This window comes from Dokdonella sp., from assembly GCF_017744955.1.
Taxonomy (GTDB): domain Bacteria; phylum Pseudomonadota; class Gammaproteobacteria; order Xanthomonadales; family Rhodanobacteraceae; genus Dokdonella_A.
The window spans coordinates 74,385-92,048 of sequence record NZ_JAGIAG010000005.1 but is presented as its reverse complement, the minus strand read 5'-3'; the positions used below and the strand labels follow the sequence as shown (position 1 = coordinate 92,048).

13 protein-coding genes are annotated in these 17,664 nt (G+C 68.8%); 10 read left to right on the top strand and 3 right to left on the bottom strand.

The genetic code is table 11. The features are described 5' to 3' along the window. Nucleotides 1-201: 201 nt before the first annotated feature. From petA to J7520_RS12410, 6 genes are all read left to right on the top strand, one after another. On the top strand, nucleotides 202-807 hold the full coding sequence (gene petA / locus J7520_RS12435; RefSeq protein ID WP_291188698.1) for a ubiquinol-cytochrome c reductase iron-sulfur subunit: 606 nt from the start codon (nucleotides 202-204) through the stop codon (nucleotides 805-807). Further along, nucleotides 807-2,135, top strand: coding sequence for a cytochrome bc complex cytochrome b subunit (locus J7520_RS12430; protein WP_291188697.1), 1,329 nt, complete (start codon nucleotides 807-809; stop codon nucleotides 2,133-2,135). Before petA ends, J7520_RS12430 begins: the two co-directional genes overlap by 1 nt. 19 nt (nucleotides 2,136-2,154) lie before the next feature. Next, nucleotides 2,155-2,901 carry a cytochrome c1 gene (locus J7520_RS12425; protein ID WP_291188695.1) on the top strand — a complete coding sequence of 249 codons (747 nt, stop codon included), beginning with the start codon at nucleotides 2,155-2,157 and terminating at the stop codon, nucleotides 2,899-2,901. Between the two features lie 344 nt (nucleotides 2,902-3,245). Next, nucleotides 3,246-3,869 carry a glutathione S-transferase N-terminal domain-containing protein gene (locus tag J7520_RS12420; protein ID WP_291188693.1) on the top strand — a complete coding sequence of 208 codons (624 nt, stop codon included), beginning with the start codon at nucleotides 3,246-3,248 and terminating at the stop codon, nucleotides 3,867-3,869. A gap of 46 nt (nucleotides 3,870-3,915) precedes the next feature. Next, entirely contained in the window at nucleotides 3,916-4,317 is a 402-nt protein-coding gene (locus tag J7520_RS12415; RefSeq protein ID WP_291188691.1) for a ClpXP protease specificity-enhancing factor, read from the top strand. A gap of 8 nt (nucleotides 4,318-4,325) precedes the next feature. Continuing rightward, the gene (locus J7520_RS12410; RefSeq protein WP_291188689.1) at nucleotides 4,326-4,634 is read left to right on the top strand and encodes a hypothetical protein; all 309 of its coding nucleotides are present in this window, start codon (nucleotides 4,326-4,328) and stop codon (nucleotides 4,632-4,634) included. 22 nt (nucleotides 4,635-4,656) lie between these two features. Here the strand turns inward: J7520_RS12410 and J7520_RS12405 are convergent, their stop codons facing one another. After that, nucleotides 4,657-5,007, bottom strand: a complete 351-nt coding sequence (locus J7520_RS12405; protein WP_291188687.1) for a DUF3301 domain-containing protein — start codon at nucleotides 5,005-5,007, stop codon at nucleotides 4,657-4,659. A gap of 174 nt (nucleotides 5,008-5,181) precedes the next feature. Between J7520_RS12405 and J7520_RS12400 the strand changes: the two genes are divergently transcribed. From J7520_RS12400 to J7520_RS12385, 4 genes are all read left to right on the top strand, one after another. Beyond that, nucleotides 5,182-7,515, top strand: coding sequence for a winged helix-turn-helix domain-containing protein (locus J7520_RS12400; RefSeq protein ID WP_291188685.1), 2,334 nt, complete (start codon nucleotides 5,182-5,184; stop codon nucleotides 7,513-7,515). Between the two features lie 353 nt (nucleotides 7,516-7,868). Continuing rightward, on the top strand, nucleotides 7,869-10,808 hold the full coding sequence (locus J7520_RS12395; RefSeq protein ID WP_291188683.1) for a choice-of-anchor J domain-containing protein: 2,940 nt from the start codon (nucleotides 7,869-7,871) through the stop codon (nucleotides 10,806-10,808). A gap of 118 nt (nucleotides 10,809-10,926) precedes the next feature. After that, complete coding sequence (locus J7520_RS12390; RefSeq protein WP_291188681.1) at nucleotides 10,927-13,092, top strand: choice-of-anchor Q domain-containing protein; 2,166 nt, start codon at nucleotides 10,927-10,929, stop codon at nucleotides 13,090-13,092. Between the two features lie 166 nt (nucleotides 13,093-13,258). Next, nucleotides 13,259-14,257 (top strand): hypothetical protein, encoded by a 999-nt coding sequence (locus J7520_RS12385; protein WP_291188679.1) that lies wholly within the window; start codon nucleotides 13,259-13,261, stop codon nucleotides 14,255-14,257. Between the two features lie 69 nt (nucleotides 14,258-14,326). Here the strand turns inward: J7520_RS12385 and nadC are convergent, their stop codons facing one another. Next, nucleotides 14,327-15,184 (bottom strand): carboxylating nicotinate-nucleotide diphosphorylase, encoded by an 858-nt coding sequence (gene nadC / locus J7520_RS12380; protein ID WP_291188677.1) that lies wholly within the window; start codon nucleotides 15,182-15,184, stop codon nucleotides 14,327-14,329. Nucleotides 15,185-15,275: 91 nt separating this feature from the next. Then, the gene (locus J7520_RS12375) at nucleotides 15,276-17,657 is read right to left on the bottom strand and encodes a DUF1631 domain-containing protein (protein ID WP_291188675.1); all 2,382 of its coding nucleotides are present in this window, start codon (nucleotides 17,655-17,657) and stop codon (nucleotides 15,276-15,278) included. Nucleotides 17,658-17,664 lie beyond the last annotated feature (7 nt).

The window sequence follows — 17,664 nt, the reverse complement described above, 5'->3', positions numbered from 1 at the left end:
CGGTGTTGGAGCGTTCGTTAAACTAACACGATTTTCCGGCTCGCCCCAGCGACGCGACTCGCCTCGCGAAGGTCGGTAGCAGCACGTTCAGGACGGCTCGTCTTGAGAGCTTGAGAGCTTTTGATCTTCACTTGAAAAGTGCGGCCAGGACGGTCGCTCTTCGTCGCGGTCAGGGATGGCCGCACAAGTACCGAGGTACTGATGGCAAACGATGCTGTGGTGGACCAGGGGCGCCGCCGATTCCTGACTGCGACGACTTCGGTCGTCGGTGGTGCAGGTGTCGTGCTCGCAGCGATTCCCTTCGTCAAGTCGTGGGAGCCGAGCGTGGCGGCGAAGACCGCCGGCGCACCGGTAGTGGCCGACATCAGCAAGATCGAGCCGGGGCAGAAGGTCACCTTCGCCTGGCGCGGTCTGCCGGTGTTCGTCGTCAACCGGACCAAGGCGCAGCTCGACGCGCTGCCCGGCGAGGACACGAAGCTGCGTGATCCGAAGTCGGAGAACGCCGCCCAGCAGCCGAAGTACGCGCAGAACGAGCATCGCTCGATCAAGCCGGAATGGCTGGTGGTGACGGGCCTGTGCACCCATCTCGGCTGCGTGCCGGACTTCTTCCCGGACCTCAAGCCCGAACCGTTCGACCCGAACTGGAAGGGCGGCTTCTACTGCCCCTGCCACAAGTCGCGCTACGACATGGCCGGACGCGTGTTCGACGGCGTGCCGGCGCCGGCCAACCTGGCCGTGCCGCCGTACCACTTCGTCGACGACACCCACATCCTGATCGGCGTCGATCCGGGCAAGGAGGCCGCGTAATGGGCACCACGATGACGCGGATCCAGTCCAAGAACGGCGTGGTGAACTGGATCGAGGATCGCCTGCCGATCTTCTCGTTCCTCAATTCGCACACCGCCGGCTACTACGCGCCGAAGAACTTCAACCTCTGGTACTACTTCGGCTCGCTGGCGCTGCTGGTGCTGGTCAACCAGATCCTGACCGGCATCTTCCTGACCATGAACTACAAGCCGAGCGCGGCCGAAGTCGCGCCCGGCGTGTCGGCGGCGTTCGCCTCGGTCGAGTACATCATGCGCGACGTCAGCTGGGGCTGGCTGATCCGCTACATGCACTCGACCGGCGCCTCGCTGTTCTTCGTGGTGGTCTACCTGCACATGTTCCGCGGCCTGATGTACGGCTCCTACAAGAAGCCGCGCGAGCTGGTCTGGATCCTCGGTATGCTGATCTTCCTCGCGCTGATGGCCGAGGCGTTCCTCGGCTACGTGCTGCCGTGGGGCAACATGTCGTTCTGGGGCGCGAAGGTGATCATCTCGCTGTTCGGCACGATCCCGTGGATCGGTCCGTCGCTGGTCGAGTGGATCATGGGCGACTACCTGCCGGCCGACGCGACGCTGAACCGCTTCTTCGCCCTGCACGTGATCGCGCTGCCGCTGGTGCTGCTGCTGCTGGTCGTGCTGCACCTCGCGGCGCTGCACGAAGTCGGCTCGAACAACCCGGACGGCGTCGAGATCAAGGAGAAGAAGAAGCCCGACGGCACGCCGCTCGACGGCATCGCGTTCCATCCGTACTACACGGTGAAGGACATCTTTGGCACCGGCTTCTTCCTGCTGATCGCCGCGTTCATCGTGTTCTATGCGCCGACCTTCGGCGGCTGGTTCCTGGAGCACGACAACTTCGTGCCGGCCAACAACCTCGCCACGCCCGAGCACATCAAGCCGGTGTGGTACTTCACGCCGTTCTACGCGATCTTGCGCATGGTGCCGTCGTTCTTCGAGACGGCGATCTGGGGCGTGATCGCGATGTTCGCCGCGATCGTGCTGCTGTTCCTGATGCCGTGGCTGGACCGCGGCAAGGTCAAGTCGGTGCGTTACCGCGGCACCGGCTACAAGGTCGCGCTCGGCTTCTTCGCGCTGTCGTTCGTGATGCTCGGCGCGGTCGGCGCCGGCGTCAGCGCCGAGATGATTCCGAAGCTGTTCGGCGCCGAGGCCGACTCGACCATGATCGAGAACCTGTTCGGCCGCTTCTGGACCTTCGTCTACTTCGGCTTCTTCGTGTTCCTGTGGGTATACACGCACTTCGGTTTCGAAAAGACCAAGCCGGTGCCTGACCGGGTGACGATGCATGACTAAGGCCAGGACCACCCCAGCCATGAAAACCTTCCTGTTCGCGAAGTTCGTCGCCGCCGCGGCCGCCTGCCTGTTGACGTTCGGCACGGCCCAGGCCTCGGGCGGCGCCGGCCTGCAAGCGGCCAACGTCAGCCTCGACAACGTCGCTTCGATGCAGCGCGGCGCGCGCCTGTTCTTCAACTACTGCTCGGGCTGCCATTCGCTGCAGTACCTGCGCTACTCGCGTATCGCCGAGGACCTGCACCTCGATCCCAAGGACGTCGAGAAGAACCTCGTCTTCACCGGCGTCAAGGTCGGCGAGCACGCCAACAGCCACATGCCGCCGGCCGACGGCACCAAGTGGTTCGGCAAGGCGCCGCCTGACCTGAGCCTGGAAGCCCGCTCGAAGGGTTCGGACTGGATCTACACGTATCTGAAGTCGTTCTACCTCGATCCGACCCGTCCGCTCGGCTGGAACAACACGCTGTTCGCCAACGCCTCGATGCCGAACCCGCTGTGGGAGCTGCAGGGCCTGCAGGTCGCGGTGCCGAAGGCGGCCGAGGGCGGTCACGAGGCCGGCATCGAGCGGCTCGACCTGCGCACGCCGGGCCGGCAGACGCCGGAACAGTTCGACCAGACCGTGCGCGACATCACCGCCTTCCTGCAGTACGCGGCGGAGCCGGCGGCGCTGCAGCGCGAGTCGATGGGCGTGTGGGTGCTCCTGTACCTGGCCCTGTTCACGTTCATCGCCTACCTGCTCAAGCACGAGTTCTGGAAGGACGTGCACTGAGCCCCGGGGCGGGCCTGGCCCGCCCCGAGCTTTCCCTTCCCCGCCAGGGGAAGGTGCGCAAGGCGGACGGGGAGCCCGGAGTGATCCCCTCACTCCATCCCCGCCCGCAGCCGCCGGAAGCGCGCGCGGCCGCCCGGGCTTGCCGCCGTGAACATCCTCCGGCTTCCGTCCCTCGCCGTACCGCCGCCGCCTTCGGCGCCGTGCAGCCGCCGTCCCGGGCCGCCCCGGCCGAAACCGCGTGCCGTATCGCTTTCCGGCCTTTCGCCGCCTAGGCGCCTGCGCGGCCACGTAGTACATTCCCGTGGACGGGGGTATGCTCGAACCGGGACGGAGGGGGAAGACGGATGGCCTTGAACCAGCGCTCGCGTACCATTTTGACCCTGTATTCGGCGCGCGACAGCGTGCATTGCCACCGCGTGCGCATGACCCTGGCGGCGAAGGGAGTCACCTACGACCACATCGTGGTCGACCTCGACAACCCGCCCGAAGACCTGATCGACCTCAATCCGTACAACTCGGTACCGACCCTGGTCGACCGCGACCTGGTGCTCTACGACACCAGCGTCATCTGCGAATACCTGGACGAGCGCTACCCGCATCCGCCGCTGATGCCGGTCGACCCGATGTCGCGCGCGCGCCTGCGCCTGGCGATGGTGCGCGTCGAGAACGACTGGCTGACCCTGGTCGAGCAGATCGAGGCCGGCGGCAAGAGCGCCGACGCGGCGCGCAAGGCGTTGCGCGACGACCTGATCCGCAACGCGTCCGCCTTCAAGGCCTCGAAATTCTTCCTGAGCCCCGAGATCAGCCTCGCCGACTGCGCGCTCGCGCCGTTGATCTGGCGGCTGGACTCGCTCGGCGTGCAGCTGCCGCGCGAAGCGCAGGCGATCGTCGACTACGGCGAGCGCATCTTCCGCAGCCAGGGCTTCGCCCGCAGCATGACCGCCGAAGAAAAGGCGTTGCGCGCCTGAGCCGAGTCCGCGACACTCGGCGGCCCCTGTCCGCGAATCGAACGCCATGTCCTCGACCAGCATGACGTCCAACCGCCCGTACCTGCTGCGCGCGTTGTACGAATGGATCAGCGACAACGGCCTGACGCCGTACCTGCTGGTCGACGCCACCGGCGAAGGCGTTCGCGTGCCGCCCGGCGCCGCCAAGGACGGGCGCGTCGTGTTGAACGTCGCCGCGCGCGCGGTCACCCAGTTCGAGATCGCCAACGACCACGTCGCCTTCCTCGCGCGCTTCGGCGGCGTCAGCCAGTCGGTCTACGTGCCGATGGCCGCGGTGCTGGCGATCTACGCGCAGGAAAACGGGCAGGGCATGATGTTCTCGGCCGACAACGCCCCCACCGACCCGCCACCGCCCGCGCCGCAGCCGGACGAGGCGCCGAAGCGGCCGCACCTGAGAGTCATCAAGTAGGCCGGGTCGTGCGCAGCGACATGGCTGCGCCGATATTGCTGTTTCTCGCTGCGACCATGGCGGTCGCCAACCTCGGATGCGTCGTCCAGAGCTGCCGCCTGAGGCGAAGCGGCGAGGCCCGCCATGTATCCACGATCCCGCTGATCGGAGGGGGTTGGGTGCTGCTCGCCGTCGCGGCGCAATGGCTTTCGGATGCGCCGCCGTTGCCCGGGTGGATGTTTCTCGTCGTCGGCCTCGCCGACGTTTCGACGCTTTCGTTGCTCTACTTGCCGATCCACCGGTTTCGTCAGCGGCTGAAGGCGGAGCGCTCGCGGTAAAGCGGGTGGTGAAGCTCGCAGATCACTCCACCAGCCGCAGATGATTCGGCCGCGCCGCCGCAGCGGCCGCCGTCTCGCCGAGCGGCAGGCTCCAGGTTTCCAGGCGGTGGCCGTTGAGTTCGAGATGGCCGCGATGGCGGTCGCTGCCGTCGAGGCTGACCTCGAACTGGTAGCGGCGGATCAGGCTCGGCAGCCCGTCGCGGCGCGCCACGCGCAGGCGCTTCAGCGAGACGCTCTGGTCGAGCAACTGCACGCCGGCTTCGCGGCACAGTTCGCGGCCGTGGCGGATGGCGAATTCGCGCGCGCGCAGCGCATCCATCCAGGCCCAGATGGCGAGGGCGACGGCCAGCAGGAGTATCCAGGTTCCGAGCATCGGGACAGTGTGGGGACAACCGTCGCGGCAGACAAGCCGTCGCCGGTGCGGCGGCCAATGCACGGCCGTACCGGCCGACGGCGCGAACGCGCTCCGCCCGGTGGCGAACCTGCCATACGCCGCGCTACGCTCGGCGGGATGCAGCGGCCGATCTTTCGCTTCCGCAATCTGCGCTTGGATCCGGCGACGCGGCAGCTCTGGCGCGACGGGGAGCGCGTCGCGCTGCCGCTGAAATCCTTCGACTGCCTCACCTATCTGATCGAGCACCGCGATCGCGCGGTCGGCAGGGACGAACTGGTCGCCGCCGTCTGGGGGCGGGTCGAAGTCAGCGACAAGCTGCTCGGCCAGACCTTGCTGCGCGCGCGCCGCGCGATCGGCGACGCCGGTGGCGAGCACGCGAGCATTCGCACGCTGCCGCGCTTCGGTTACCACTGGGAGGAGCCGGTCGAGATCGAGATGCCGATCGTCGAGCCGGCGACGCGGACGCCGGCGCCCGAGGCGAACGGCCTCGAGCCGCCGGTCGCGGCAGCGCCGCCCGGGCCGATCGCCGTCGAAGCGCCATCCCCGGCCGCGCCGCCGCATTCGCGAACGCGGATATCGAGACGGGTGAAGTTCGCCGTGGCGGCTCTGCTGCTGCTCGCCCTCGGCGCGGCGGCGCTCGTGCATCGCTGGCCGGCGCGACCGGCCGACGCCCCGGCCTCGCAGGAGGGACATCTCGTGCTCGTCCTGCCCGTCTCCGGCGCCGGTTCCGGAGAGGAAAGCTGGATCCGGCTCGGCGCGATGGACTACCTCGCCTCGCGCCTGCGCAAGGCGAACGGACTGCACGTGCTGCCGAGCGAGCAGACCGTCGCGCTGCTCGGCCACGACAGCACCGCCGATCAGCGCGGCGAAAGCGACCTGCACCGTTTCGAGCAGATGACCGGCGCCTCCTACATCCTCGCGCCGCGGATCGCGCACTCCGGCGACAGTTGGAACGCGACCCTCGACGTCTACCATGATCGCGGCACGCAGAGCTTCGAGGCGCAGGCGGCCGCGCCGTTGCAGGCGATGGCGCAGGTGGCGAACCGCTTCGTCGAGAAGATCGGCCTGTCGCCGGGCGAAGCGCCCGAGCCGCCGTCCTCGCCGACCGAAACCTTGCAGCGCATCGACGCCGCGCTGCTCGCCGGCGATCTGGAGCAGGCGCGCGCGCTCACCGAGGCGGCGCCGGCCGAATCCAGGCGCGATCCGGCCTTCGTCATTCGCGCCGCGCGCATCGCGTTCCGCAGCGGCGAGATCGACCAGGCCGAGCGATCGCTGCAGCCGCTCGATCGCGAGGACGCCGCCGTGCCGGCGGAAGTCCGCGCGCAGGCGGCGCTCGGGCTCGGCGGGATCGCGGTCTACCGGCAGGATTTCGCCGCCGCCGAGCGTCGCTACGGCGAAGCGATCACGGCACTCGGCGAGGCCGGAGCGCCGATGCTGCTCGGCAAGGCGTACATGGAACGCGGCGTCGTGCGCGGCGTCTCGCAGCGCTTCGACGAAGCCATGGCCGACTTCGGACGCGCCCGCGTGCAGCTCGAACTCGCCGGCGACCGGCTCGGCGGCGCCAACCTCGACACCAACCTCGGCCTCGTCGAAACGCTGCGCAACCGCTATTCGGAAGCCGCCGCCGCCTACGAGCGCGCCGTCGCCGCGTTCGCCCGCTTCGGCGTCAACGACAACCTCGCCATCGCCTTGCAGGGCCAGGCCTACGTGCAGCGGATGCTGGTCAACCTCGACGCCGCCCAGGCCAGCAGCGAACGCATGGCCGGTCTCGCCGAACATCTGCGCAATCCGCTGCTGCTGCGGCGGATGGCGCTTTCGCGCGCGCAGGTCATGCTCGATCGCGGCCAGCTCGGCGAAGCGTCGAGCCTGGTGCAGCGCCATCTCTCCGGCGCGGACGGCTCGGGCGAGGACCCGGTGTTCGCGGTCCTGCGCGCGCGCGTGCTGATCGAGCAGGGGCGGTCGGCCGAGGCCCTGGCGGATGCGGACCGCGAGCTCGACGCGATGGAGCGGCAAGACAGCCCGAATTCCGAGATGTACTTGTCCGAAGCGGCCGGCATCTACGTCGATGCGGCGCTGCGCAGCGACGACAGCGCGCGGGCCGAGCGATTCCTGCAGCGCCTGAAGCACTCGCGCCAGGTTCCGCAGGACGACGCCCGCGCCTTCATCGAGGAGCTGGCCACCGCACGCATCGCCGCCGCGCGCGGCGACGCCGACGCGGCGGCGCATTTCGCCAAGGCGATGGCGCTGGCGGAGAACCGCGCTCCGCGCGACCGGGTCACGGCCGGGTGCGCGTTCGCCGATTTCCTGCTCGCGCGCAAGGCGACGCAGGATGCCACCGCCGTGCTCGGCCGCCTGGTGCCCTATGCCGATCGCGACTACGACGCCGCGCGCACGGTCGCGCGGCTCTACGCGGCGCTCGGCAACGACGAGCTGGCCGGGCGGGCGCAGGCCGACGCCCGCCGCCTGGCGGGCGAACGCTCGCGGTAGCGGACGTTCGCGCCGGCGCCCGACCCGCAAGCCCTTCGACGGCCGCGTGCCGACATTCCCTCCGGCCATGACGGAGATCCGGTGGCCTCGACGCTGCCGTCTCGCGGCCCGGCCACGATCGCCGCGCGTGGCGCCGTGCGATGCCGTCGTTCCGCTCCGCGTCGAATCCGGTCAAAGGCTTGCGCGCGATGTAATCGTCGTGTGGAACTTTGTTGGAACAGCGCAGGCGGTCGTTTGAACCCCGGGGAATGCCGCATCCGCGCCGATGTCACATGCTGCGGCCATCACGCCACAGCGTGACGCGCCGCGACGCTACGCGGCACCGGACCGGAACAGGCAAGGGGAACCACGACGTGAAGCGCATCGCGGCAACAGTCATCTTCTTCGTGGCGGGACAGCTGCCCGCCGCCGGCGCGAGTGCCGGATCTCCCGCTCCTCAGCGACTCGGGCGTCCATCGACCACCGCCCCGGACGTGCGCGGGCCGCAGGCGGATCGGGCGGCCGGGGCCGGCGAGGCCATTGCGCTGAACGAAGGCTTCGAACAGGTCGACCGGTTCGGTGCCGACGGGGCCGGCGGTGGAATCTTCTCCAACGGCTGGATCCGCCGGAACAACAGCGACAAGGCCAATGGTTACTGGATGCAATGCCTCCCCACCAGCCAGAACGGCGTATGGAACGCGGCCGACGGTCCGGACAATTCCTGCGCGCTGAGCAGCTACGGGGCCACAATGCAGGACCACGGCACGATCAGCGACTGGATCGTCTCGCCCCTGGTGAATTTCGGCGCCGGCTCCACCGTGTCGTTCCACACGCGCACGAAACCCGGCAGTCAATTCCCCGATCGCCTGCAGGTGCGTGCCTGCGTCAGCGGCCCATGCACGAATTTCGGTACGGGCGCCGAGGACGTCGGCGACTTCACGACCGTGCTGTTCGACCTCAATCCGGGCGAGGCGCAGAGCGTCTATCCGGAAGACTGGACCCAGTACACCCTGGCTTTCGCGGACGGCGTGCCGACCTCCGGCAGCGGGCGCATCGCGTTCCGCTACTACGTGCACGACGGCGGAGTGAACGGCACCCGCGGCAACCTCGTCGGTCTCGACCGCGTCGTCGTGGACAGCGGCCAGGGCAGCACCAGCCTGCTCGGTCTGGACGTGACGGTGGCACCCGCCGATGCGGCCCATCCGGACGCCTGCGCAACCACCACGTCGATCGACGTCGCCGTCGGCGATCAGGTCAACTACTGCTACAAGGTGACCAACCATTCGTCCGAGACGCTGAACTATCAGTTCCTGCGCGACGATCGACTGGGCCCGCTGATCACGCAGCAGCCAACGGTGCTGGCACCCGGCGCGAGCTATCAGTACAACCGCATCGTCACGGTCGGCGAAGCGCAGTCTCCGTCTTCGACCTGGACGGGGCAGGTCGGTCCTTGGGGATATACCTACGCGGTCTCGCCGCCGCCATCCCATTTCATCGACATCACGGACGGCACGTTGATCGCAGCCGACTCCGGAGCATCGGCCGTCCTGACGTTTCCGGCCGACTTCGACTTCCTCCTGTACGGCCAGCGAATCCGCCAGTTCTGCGTGCTGACCCAGGGGATCTTCGAGTCCGTCACGCAGTCCTGCGCGAGCAATTTCATGTTCGGCAACCTGCCGAACGACCATTTCCTGGGCAATCCTTCGATCATTCCGTTCTGGATCAACGTGGTCGAGTCGCCTGGTGGCGGCAATCTGCTCTATTGGAAGACGCTCGGTACGGCGCCGAACCGCCAGTTCATCGTCGAGTGGAAGGACGTCGAGACGATGTTCGACGGGCCGGTGACGATGGAGGTGATTCTCAACGAAGGCAGCAACGTCATCGAAATGCGCTATGCGGGGGACTACTCCAATACGGCGCAGTACTACAGGACCGGGCTGCAGAACCAGTGGATCGCCAATGTGTATCCCGACAACGGGAACCTGCTGAACGTCGGCAGCATCGTCTGGACGCCGGCCGATCCTAATGCACATACGGCGACACGCAAGGTGACGGTCAATGCCGGCCTACCGGCGCTGGATCTGAATCCGACCGCGGTGACCGCGACGGCGCCATCCCAGGGGACCGCCAGCGCCGTCGTGACCGTGGCCAATCCGGGCAACGGCCGTCTCGACTGGTCGGTGCAGACCGCCGCGCGGCCGAGCAACATGCCGTCGACTCCGCATTTCGTGGTGCCGCTCGGTGCGCGTGAGCAGGTGTCGTTCGGTCGCCTGCCTGCCTGGCTGCGCTCCACCGCCGTGGCACCGGCATCGCCTACGCCGGCCGCGCCGGCTGGCAATGGCCAGTACGCCTACGCCGTGGACCTCAACGAAGGCCCATATCTATGGAAGTTCGATCCGAACCACACCGATGACAAGTCCATCGCCGGCTATCTGCCGTCCTATTCCTCGGTGACCGGGGCGACCTTCCTCGACGACGATTTCACCAAGCTCTACGCCTTCGACACCTTCAACAACCAGCTGTTCTGGTTCGACGTGACGAGCCAGTACGCCGCCATGCACGTAGTCGGCACCGCTGCCGTTCCGACCGATGCGGTGATGGGCCTGAAGCAGGATCCGACCAGCGGCGCCGTCTACTTGTCGACCGCCGACGGGCGATCCAGTGGTCTATGGACGATCGATCCGGACACTGCCGTCGTGCAGCAGATCGGCAGCACCAGCGATGCGCCGGGCATCATCGACATCGCGTTCGATGCTCAGGGCAATCTCTACGGCGTCGACATCCTGCTCGATGCGCTGGTGGCGATCGACAAGACGAGCGGAACGGCGCAGCCGATCGGCTCGCTCGGCTTCGACGCGAACTACGCGTCGGGCCTGGCCTTCGACTACGCGACGGGACAGCTCTACTTCTCCTCGGTCGACATCTCCGGCGGCTTCCTTGCTCCGGGAATCTGGACGATCGATACGATCACCGGGCAGGCGACCCTGGCCAGTCCGATCAACGGCATCGACGGCGCCACGGCGGTGTGGGATGCGTTCGCGATCGCCCATCCGGCCGACAACGTCTGTGTCGATCCGGCAAACGTGCCTTGGCTCGTGCTGAGCCCGCAGCAGGGGACGATCGCCGCCGGAGCGGCACCGGCGACGGTCAGCCTCGCCTTCGACGGCACGGCCCTGGCGGACGGCACCTATTCGGCCAATCTCTGCCTCTACAGCAACGATCCGCTGCACCGCCACCAGAGCCTGCCGGTCACGTTCACGGTCGGCGTCAGCGACACGATCTTCGCCGACGGCTTCGACAGTACGGCGTTTTGATGGGACCGGATCGGCGGACGCGGCGCAATCGGCGCCGCGTCCGCCGGCCCGGACCCTTCGCTGGGCCGGCGCCGATGCGCGACCGGCCGATCCATCCATCGGTTTCCAGGGGATATCCATGACGCTTCCTGCTTCGCGCACTTCCGCACCGATCCGGCGTCGCCCGCTGGCCGCCGGCTTGGCCTTCGCCTTGGCGTTGCCGGCTGCGGGCCTGCTGACGGCCGGCCATGCGGCGTCGAGCCACGACACCCCGGTGCATCGCTCGCCGTCGGCGTCGGCGACGACCTGGCCGGTGACGAACTGCGCCGACGACGGTTCGGCCGGAACCTTGCGCAGTGCGGTGGCCGCTGCCGCCAGCGGCGACACGGTCGACCTGAGCCAGTTGACCTGCAGCACGATCACGTTGACGCAGGGCGAGATCGCGATCAGCCAGGACGACCTCACATTGGACGGCCCGGGCGCGGCGAACCTCACCGTCAGTAGCGGTGCGGCGTCGCGCGTGCTCGCGCACGGCGGAGCCGGCACCTTGTCCGTCAATGCGCTCGGCATCGCGCACGGGTATTCCCAGAATGCGCCGGGCGGCTGTCTGTTTTCTGCCGCGAGCATCAGCATCGACGCCGTGATCGTTTCCGATTGCGAAGCCAACAAGAACAGCTATCAGTTCGGTGGCGGCATCTATGCCGCCGGAGCGATAAGCGCGAACGCGTCGATCATCTCCGGAAACACGGCCTACAACGGCGGCGGAATCTTCGTCAGAGGCAATCTGACGCTGACCGGCTCCACGGTCTCCGCCAACTATGCCTATCTGGGTGGCGGCATCGTCGCCCGCGGCGGCACGGTCGACGTCGTCTCGTCGACCATCTCGGGCAATCACGTCGCATTCAACGTCGGCGGCCTGCTGGCATCTCCACAACCGCAAAACGTCTACGACGCCGCGCGAATCATCGACAGCACCATTTCCGGAAACGTTTCCGACTATTTCAGAGGAAACGCGGTCGGTGGTGCCTTCATCTACATGTCGACGACGATTTCCAACAGCACGATTGCTTTCAACAAGCAGACAACGGGGGCTTGCGGGCTCTTCGTAGGCAGCGGGAACGACGGTGTCGGATCGACCGTCGATCTGGAAAGCTCGATCCTGGCCGACAACGTACCTGGCGACGGAGCGGCCTGCGATTTCGCCGCGCATCCCGACGTCGGCGTGTCGGGTGCGAAAAATTTGATCATGGCGACCAGTGCCGTGACGCCCCCGGACACGATCACGGCGGATCCCTTGCTTCTGCCGTTGGCGGACAACGGCGGTCCGACCAACACCCATGGGTTGATGCCTGGCAGCCCTGCGATCGACGCCGGCAGCAATCTGCTCGGCCTGCCGTTCGACCAGCGCGGCAACGGGTACGCGCGCGCGTTCGGCACGGCGACCGACATCGGCGCATTCGAGGTGCAGCAGGCATCGTCGGCACCCGGCGTGATCAAGCGCTTCGATCCGGGCACGGTGATGGTCGACGGCCTCAGCACGCTGACGATCACGCTCAGCAACGGCAGTGCCTCGGCGTCGACCTTGACCGCGCCGTTGACCGACACGTTGCCGTTGCCGCTGGTGCTGGCCAACCCGCCGGCGGCCTCGACGACGTGTGCGCAAGGGACGGTCACGGCCGTCGCCGGAGCGGGCAGCGTGAGCCTGAACAGCGGCGCCCGGATTCCGGCGCAGAGCACGTGCACGATCACGGTGTCGGTGCGTTCGCACACGGCGGGGACCTACACCAACGTCATCCCGGCCGGCGCCTTGCAGGCCGACTCGGGCAGCAATGCGGATCCGGCATCGGCGGACCTGATCGTCACCGGCCAGCCGGTACCGCCAGGCGTGACCAAGGCGTTCGCGCCGAACGCGATCGCGGCCGGCGCGACGAGCACGCTGACGATCACGCTGGCTAACAGCCATCCGAATGCGGCGACGCTGACGGCGGACCTGACCGACGTTCTGCCGACACCGCTGGTGGTGGCGAATCCGGCGAATGCGTCGACGACCTGCCCGGGTGGAACGGTGACGGCCGTGGCCGGCAGCGGCTCGGTAACGCTGGGCAGTGGCGCGCAGATTTCGGGAGGCACTTGCGCGATCACGGTCAAGGTCACCGCGGGCGCGGCGGGGGCGTATCTGAACACGATCGCGGTGGGCGCGTTGCAGACCGACTTCGGCAACAACCCGGACGCGGCGCGCGCCGGCCTGACCATCACCCCGGCGGTGCCGGTCGATCGCATCTTCGCCGATGGTTTCGATGGCTAGGCTGCATCGAGGAGAGGCAGCGAGGCAAGTGTCGCGCGGTACGGCGGCGTGGCGTTCCGTTCGCGATGCGTGCGCCGCCGCCGCACCGCGCGCGGCGATGCTTTCGTGCGCGCTGGCGTGCTGTGCGTCCGTCCCCGCCTGGAGCGCCGGCTTCACGGCGCTCGACATGCCGGGCAGCCAACTGCTGGCCCTGTCGCGCGACGGGCGCGCCGGAGCGGGCAGCCTGATCGGGGCGAGCACGGGCGGTTTCCGTTGGAGCGAAGCGAAAGGCATCCAGCCGCTGCCCGGCGCGATGTCGGTGCGCGGCGTGTCGGCGTCAGGACGCTACGTCGCCGGCTCGTCGATCGACGCCGAGCAGCGCGAAGTGGCCAGCTACTGGACCGCCGAGGGCGAACTGGTGCGCATCGGCGCGCTGCCCGACACGGCCTGGCAGGGTGGCCTGATCAGCATCGCCTTCGGCATCTCCGACGAGCCGCGCGTGGTCGGCGTCGCCAGCAATCCGGAGCAGCGCTCGACCGCCTTCGAGTGGACCGCCGACGGCGGCATGCGCGCCTTGCCGCTGCCGGCCGAGGCGAAAGCCGCGCGCGCCGGCGGCGTCAGCGACGACGGACGTCACATCTACGGATGGGTCGAATCGGCTTCCGGCTCGCGCCGCGGCGTGCTCTGGCGCGACGGCGCGCCGCGACTGCTGGGCGCCGTCGGTGGCGTCGCGGCGGGCGAGGTGCTCGGCGGCAATCGCGATCTCAGCGTGCTGCTCGGCATCGACGTTCCGCATGGCAGAGGCGGCGACGTCGCGTACCGGTGGAGCACCGACGGCGGCGCGCAGGCGTTGAAGCCGGGCGAGGCACTGCCGTCGCCGCTGCGCCTGTTCGTCAGCAGCGACGACGGGCGCACGCTGGTCGGCAGCGCCGGCAACGGCGCGAACCGCGTGGCGGTGGCGTGGACGGCAGCGGCGGGCTTGCGGTCGCTGGACGCGCTGCTCGCCGCGCACGGCGTCGCCGTTCCCGCGGGCTGGACCTTGGCCGCGGCGACCGGCATCAGCGGCGACGGGCGTCGCATCGGCGGTTGGGGCCAGCACGACGGGCATGTCGATTCGTTCGTCGTCGAGCTGCCGGACGCGCGCGACGCCGCGTCGGCGGGAATCGAGGCGCCGCCGTCCGGCTGAGCGGTCGGCGCGTTCGCACATCCGCCTCGGTCGGCGCGTGTTCTCGCGCGATCGACCGGCAAGCGCGGCTCAGGCGTCGACGATCTCGATCCGCATCGAGAGATCGACCGCGCGCACGTGCTTGGTCAACGCGCCGATCGAGACGTAGTCGACGCCGGTCTCGGCGATCGCGCGCACGCGATCGAGCGCGACGGAGCCGGACACTTCCAGCGGCACGCGGCCGCCGACTTCGGCGACCGCCTGTGCGAGTTCGTGCAGCTCGAATTCGTCGAGCATGATGCGATCGGCGCCGGCGGCGAGCGCTTCGCGCAGTTCGGCGAAGTTCTCCACCTCGGTCTCGACCAGCAGGCCCGGATGCAGCGCGCGTGCGCGCAGCACCGCCGCCGCGATCGAGCCGGCGGCGGCGATGTGGTTCTCCTTGATCAGCACCGCGTCGAACAGGCCGATGCGGTGATTCTCGCCGCCGCCGACGCGCACCGCGTACTTCTGCGCGGCGCGCAGGCCGGGCAGGGTCTTGCGCGTGTCGAGCACGGTCGTGCGCGTGCCGCGCGCGGCGTCGACGTAGGCCGCGGTGGTGGTCGCGGTGCCGGACAGGGTCTGCAGGAAATTCAGCGCCGTGCGCTCGCCGGTGACCAGGGTGCGCGCGGTGCCCTCGATCTGGCACAGCACGCTGCCGGCGGCGACGCGCTCGCCGTCGGCGGCGCGCCACTCGATGCGCGTCGAGGCGTCGAGCTGGCGGAAGCACTCGTCGAACCAGGCGCTGCCGCAGAGGACGGCGGCTTCGCGCGTGATCACACGGGCGCGCGCTCGTGCGTGGGCGGGCAGCAGGTCGGCGGTGACGTCGCCGCTGCCGACGTCTTCGGTCAGGGCGCGACGGACGTCGCCCTCGATCGTGTCCCGCGCGGGAAGAACGCGCGGGGAAAGCATCGGCGAATCGGTGCTCAAGGCGTCACTCGCTCGGCGTTCCGGGGGCGCCGAGCATAGCAGCGTCGGCGCGGCGCGAAACCCTGCCGTAAGCTCAGCCGGCCGGCGGCGGCGTACCGGCGGCGGCAGCGGCCGGCGTCTCGTGCGCGTTGCGCAGGCGCGCGACGATCGCGTCGAGCGCGCGATCGAACAGCGGCACTTCCTCGAGCACGATCGCGCTGCCGCGGCGCAGTTCGATCGCCAGCGCGGCGACGGTCTTGTCGCACACTTTCAGTCCGCGCCGGTTGACGAACAGGTATTTCGAGCTGATCGGGCTGATCCAGGAAAGTTTCGCGCGCTCGCGCTGCTCGCCGTCGCCGACGAACTCGATCCAGGTGCCGACCTTCAGCTCGCGCACCGTGCGTACGAATTCGTCGTCCTGGGCCAGCGCCTCGGCGGGCGCTTCCGGTTCGGCGCTGCCGGAGCTCAGCACGATCTCCTCGACCGGGCTGTGCGCCGCCGCGGCGGGCGGCGCGCCTTCGGCGCTGGTCGCGGCCGCGGTCTCGTCCGCGGACGGAGCGACATTGCCGGCGATGACTTCCTTCGCGCTGCGCGTCTCGATGGTCTGGCCGTCCAGCACGCGGCGGTAGAACTGCGACAGCTCCTGCATCAGCTGGCGCACGTCGCTGTCGTGGTAGGCGACCGTGGCCAAGCCGTGGCGCAGTGCCTTCTCCAGCTGCGGCAGGAGCGCGCGCAGGCGCGTGTGCTCGCTCTCGGTCGTCTTCGGCTGCGCGCTCCAGACGAACTCGTCGGCGAAGCGCAGCGCGTTCTTCCATTCGTCCGATTCCTCGCCCTGGCGCAGCAGGATCAGCACGAGGTAGTTCGCCCACGGCCGCGACAGCACGCTGTGCACCACCGGCGGCAGGTCGCGGTCCTCGATGCGCTTGAGGATTTCGCGCGCCGAGATGCGGCGCGCTTCCTGCAGCTTCTCGCGTCCGCGCGTGGCTTCGGCGGCGCGCTGCTCGGCGAGGTCGGCGCGCTTGTGGTGCTGCTCGACGAAGTCGGTGAACGCGGCGAGTTCGCGCTCGAACACGCCGACGTCGTCGTCGAAGTCGCCGAGCACGGTTTCCACCGAGGCCTTGATGCGATCGAACAGACGATGATCGCGATCGGATTCCTCCGACCAGCTCTTGCCGGCGTCGGCGAGGCCGTCGAGCAGGCGCCGCGCGGGATGCGACTTCTGCGCGAACAGATGCTTGTCGAGGATCGCGACCTTCAGATACGGGATCTGCAGGCGGCCGAGCTGGGCCTGCACCTGCGCCGGCAGGTTGCGGTCCTGCAGGATGTACTCGAACAGCATGCCGACCAGGTCGATGGTGTCCTCGTCGGCGCTGGAGACGCGACGGTCCTTCGAGTCGTCGGAGATCTTGTGCACCTGGTCGATCAGCTCGCGCTTGAGCTGCTGCACGGCCTGGGCGGCATCGGTGACGCTGTCGGCCTGCGCGCGCGCGGCCAGCGACTGGTTCTGCAGGATCGTCAGCGCGCTGAGCAGGTCGGTCGGGCTGAGGCCCGGCATGCCCGCGCCCGTGGCGCCGGCATTGCCGGCGCCCGCGGCATAGTCCGCGTCGCCTCGCCGGCCGGCGAGCAGCGAGCGCAGCGTGTTGTAGATCTCGATCTGCAGTTCGCTCGCCGCGGTCGGCGCGTAGTAGGCTGTCGCGGCGACGTCGCCGATCTCGGCGCCGACCGGCGGCGCGCCCGGCGGCAGCGGCGCGCGCGTGCCGTGCGGCACCGCGTGCCGCACCTGCGGCAGCACGCCGGCGCGGATCAGCTCGACGTTGACCTCGTCGTAGACCGGTTCGAGTCCGGCCATCACGTAGCGGTCGAACAGCTTGTAGACGATCAGCTTGACCTGGACGTTGACCTCGAATTCGCGCACCGCCAGGCGGAACGCATGCCCGAGCGCGGCCGGGCCGATCGGATTGTTGGCGTCCTCGACCTTGCCGCCGCCGATGATCACCGACAGGCGCTGGTTGAGCTGGAACAGTGCGCGGGTGAGGCGGTTCTCGGCCTTCGCGACCATGCTGGTCACGGCCAGCGATTCTTCCAGTTCCTGGTCGTCGACCAGGGACAGGCCGGCGTTGGTCGGCTGCGGCGCGATTTCCGGACGCGCGGCGCGCAGCTTGCCTTCGGCGAATTCACCGAAGGCTTTGGTGGCGTGTTCCTGGAACAGGCGCTCGACCAGCTGGCGCTTCTTGCGCACTTCGCGCATGCCGTCGAAGTATTCGGTCTGCACCGCGTTGCTGCCGGCGCGCTCGGCGAGGTCGAACAGCGCGTCGTCGACGTTCTCGAACAGGGTGCCGACGAGGGCGTTGATGCGCTTGAGCGAAATGCTGCGCACCAGCTTCAGCAGGTCGCCGAGGCGATCGTTGCCGGCCGCCGCGCCGGACTGGCGCTGCTGCAGGTCGACGACGTTCGGCGGGTCGTTGGCGGGACTCATGGTGCGA